At 60.2% G+C, this 3,113-nt stretch carries 3 protein-coding genes; 2 read left to right on the top strand and 1 reads right to left on the bottom strand.

Going from position 1 to position 3,113, the window contains the following annotated elements; all coding sequences use genetic code 11:
* Nucleotides 1-49 precede the first annotated feature (49 nt).
* Nucleotides 50-1,348 carry an MFS transporter gene (locus HU811_RS26170; RefSeq protein WP_186658958.1) on the bottom strand — a complete coding sequence of 433 codons (1,299 nt, stop codon included), beginning with the start codon at nucleotides 1,346-1,348 and terminating at the stop codon, nucleotides 50-52.
* A 362-nt stretch (nucleotides 1,349-1,710) separates the two neighbouring features.
* Between HU811_RS26170 and HU811_RS26165 the strand changes: the two genes are divergently transcribed.
* Nucleotides 1,711-2,115, top strand: a complete 405-nt coding sequence (locus HU811_RS26165) for an acyl-CoA thioesterase (protein ID WP_003177184.1) — start codon at nucleotides 1,711-1,713, stop codon at nucleotides 2,113-2,115.
* 57 nt (nucleotides 2,116-2,172) lie between these two features.
* Nucleotides 2,173-3,072: a D-hexose-6-phosphate mutarotase gene (locus tag HU811_RS26160; RefSeq protein ID WP_186658957.1), complete on the top strand. Its 900-nt coding sequence runs from the start codon at nucleotides 2,173-2,175 to the stop codon at nucleotides 3,070-3,072.
* Nucleotides 3,073-3,113: the final 41 nt, after the last annotated feature.

The raw sequence follows: 3,113 nt of genomic DNA, 5'->3' as shown, positions 1-3,113 counted from the left end.
CTGTGGGAGCGAGCCTGCTCGCGATGAGGTCAATGCAGTCGATTAAGGCCTAACGACCTTTCTTCCAGAGATACGCCCCCACCGCAATCCCGATACCGCAGATAACGGCCACGTAATAGGCCGGCCCCATCGGGCTTTCCTTGAGCAGCAGGGTGACGATCATCGGAGTCAGGCCGCCGAAGACTGCATAGGCCAGGTTGTAGGAGAACGACAGGCCGCTGAAACGCACCACGGCCGGGAACGCCTTGACCATGACGTAGGGCACCGCGCCGATGGTGCCCACCAGCAGCCCGCTCAGGGCATAGAGCGGAAACAGCCAGTCGGGATGGTTGAACAGGCTGTGGTAGAAGGTCCAGGAGGTGATCAACAGCAACGCGCTGCCGAACACGAACACTCGTCCGGCCCCGAAGCGGTCGGCCAGCACGCCAGAACCGATGCAGCCAAAGCTCAGGAATACGATCGCCAGACTGTTGGCCTGCAACGCGGTGGTCGGGCTGAAGTGATACACCGTTTGCAGCACGGTCGGGGTCATCAGGATGATCACGATGATGCCGGCCGACAGCAGCCAGGTCAGCAGCATCGAAATGACGATGGCGCCACGGTGATCGCGCATCACGGTGCGCAACGGCACTTCTGCGGCCAGGGCCTTGCGCAGTTGCAGCTCGGCGAATATCGGGGTTTCGTGCAGCCAGCGACGCAGGTACACCGAGAACAGGCCGAACACACCTCCCAGCAGGAACGGAATCCGCCAAGCGTAATCCGCCACTTCTACGGGCGTGTAGATGCTGTTGATGGCAGTGGCCATCAGCGAACCGAGCAAAATGCCTACCGTCAGGCCGCAGGTCAGTGTGCCGCAGGCATAACCGATGTGGCGCGCCGGGACGTGCTCGGAAACGAATACCCAAGCCCCCGGCACTTCGCCGCCAATGGCCGCCCCCTGGATCACCCGCATCAGCAACAGCAGAATTGGCGCCCACATGCCGATCTGGGCATAGGTCGGCAGCAATCCCATGATGAGGGTCGGCACGGCCATCATGAAAATGCTCAGGGTGAACATTTTCTTGCGTCCCAGCAGGTCACCGAAGTGCGCCATGATGATCCCGCCCAGCGGCCGGGCCAGATAACCGGCGGCAAAAATGCCGAACGTCTGCATCAAGCGCAGCCACTCAGGCATTTCGGCGGGGAAAAACAATTTGCCGACCACGGTGGCGAAGAACACGAAAATGATGAAATCGTAGAACTCCAACGCACCGCCCAAGGCAGAAAGCGACAGGGTCTTGTAATCGTTACGGGTCAACGGACGAGCCGATTGAACGGGTGTCGCCGTGCTCGAAGGCGCAGTGGTCATGGCAAGGGCTTCTCTTATAGTCAGTTCTGCAACCCCGGACAACGGTGGGCAGGCTCGGCACGATAGCAAATTGTTCAAAAAAGCACATAGAGGTGCGTAATTGACAGTCAAAATCGGAACCGGGTGGTCGTCTCGACGTCTATCGCTCGATATACTCGCAACCTTGCAACACTCTGTAAGGGGTTGCTGTGCGAAAACGTCGTTGGTGGCGTAGTAACCTGCCAGCCGGTTTCGCAGAGTTTCCCTTTGGCACGCCTTTATGAAAAACGTGACGAACGCATGTTCGGGCTGAATCGTTTTTTTCAAAGACGGCTATTCACCTGATACATCAGACAGAGTTACGGGTCAGAGGCCCCCCCGGCATGATAGAGCTCGAACAGGAAGATCCAATCCCGCAAGGCGACCTGGCCCTGCAAATCACCGCGCTTCCCCGCGAAACCAACGGCTTTGGCGATATTTTCGGCGGCTGGCTGGTTTCTCAGATGGACCTGGCCGGCACGGCCATGGCCAGTAAAGTGGCCGGTGGACGCGTGGCCACCGTGGCGATCGATCGCATGGCGTTTCTGGTGCCGGTGGCCGTGGGTGCCCAGCTGTCTTTTTATACCCAGGCGCTGGAGATCGGCCGCAGTTCGATCCAGATGATGGTCGAGGTCTGGAGTGACGACCCGCTGTCCAGCGAATGGCGCAAGGTCACCGAGGCAGTGTTTGTGTTCGTCGCCATCGATGGCAGTGGCCGTACCCGCTCGGTTCCGCCGCGCGCCCGTTAAACACGGGGGCCGTTTTGCGGTCCATTGCAGTTCATGTTCCTGAGCGAGATTTGCAGTATGCCTACGCCCCATGTCGAAGCCGTCAAACTGGATGAACTGAACGGCTGGCGCATCCGCCACGGTCAGGCCGAGTTGCTGGTGGCCCAGCAAGGCGCGCACATCCTCAGCTATCAGGTCGACGGCCAGCCGCCGCTGATCTGGCTCAACGACCAGGCAACGTTCAAGGCGGGCAAGAGCATCCGTGCCGGGGTGCCGGTGTGCTGGCCGTGGTTCGGCAACCTGACGCGCAACCCCGACAGCGTGCAGGCCATGCGCGTGAGCAACGAACCGGCCACCGCTCACGGCCTGGTGCGGGCGATGGATTGGGAGTTGAAGGGCATCGAAACCGAAGGCGAAAGCCTCAAGGTGGAATTCGTGCTGCCCTACCCCGAAAATGGCCTCTCGGGCTGGCCCCATCAGGTGGACCTGACGCTGACTATCGTGATGGACGAGCAGTTGCACATCCACCTCACCAGCCATAACCGCGGCAGCGAAATCGTCAGTCTGAGCCAGGCACTGCACAGTTACTTTGCTGTCAGTGACGTGCGCAACGTGCATGTCGAAGGCGTGGATGGCTTGCGTTATATCGAAACACTGGACGACTGGAATACCGCAACCCAGGCCGGCGATCTGCACTTTGCCGGCGAGACTGATCGCATCTATCTCGATACCCCACCGACGCTGAGCATCGTTGACCCGCACTGGGAACGACGCATCGAACTGACCAGCAGCGGTTCACGCTCGGCGGTGATCTGGAACCCCTGGACCGAACGCGCCAAGGCCTTCAGCGACATGGCCGACGATGGCTGGCAGCGCATGCTGTGTATCGAGACGGCGAATGTGATGGACGATGTGGTAACGCTGCTGCCGCAGGCCAGTCATACCCTAGGCGTCAGCATCGGCAGCAAGCCGCTCTAAGCCACACTGAAAATCCCCTTGTGGGAGCGAGCCTGCTCGCG

Source organism: Pseudomonas tehranensis, from assembly GCF_014268615.1.
GTDB lineage: Bacteria > Pseudomonadota > Gammaproteobacteria > Pseudomonadales > Pseudomonadaceae > Aquipseudomonas > Aquipseudomonas tehranensis.
The sequence above is the reverse complement of the archived record's forward strand: the minus strand, read 5'-3'. Positions and strand labels throughout refer to the sequence as shown.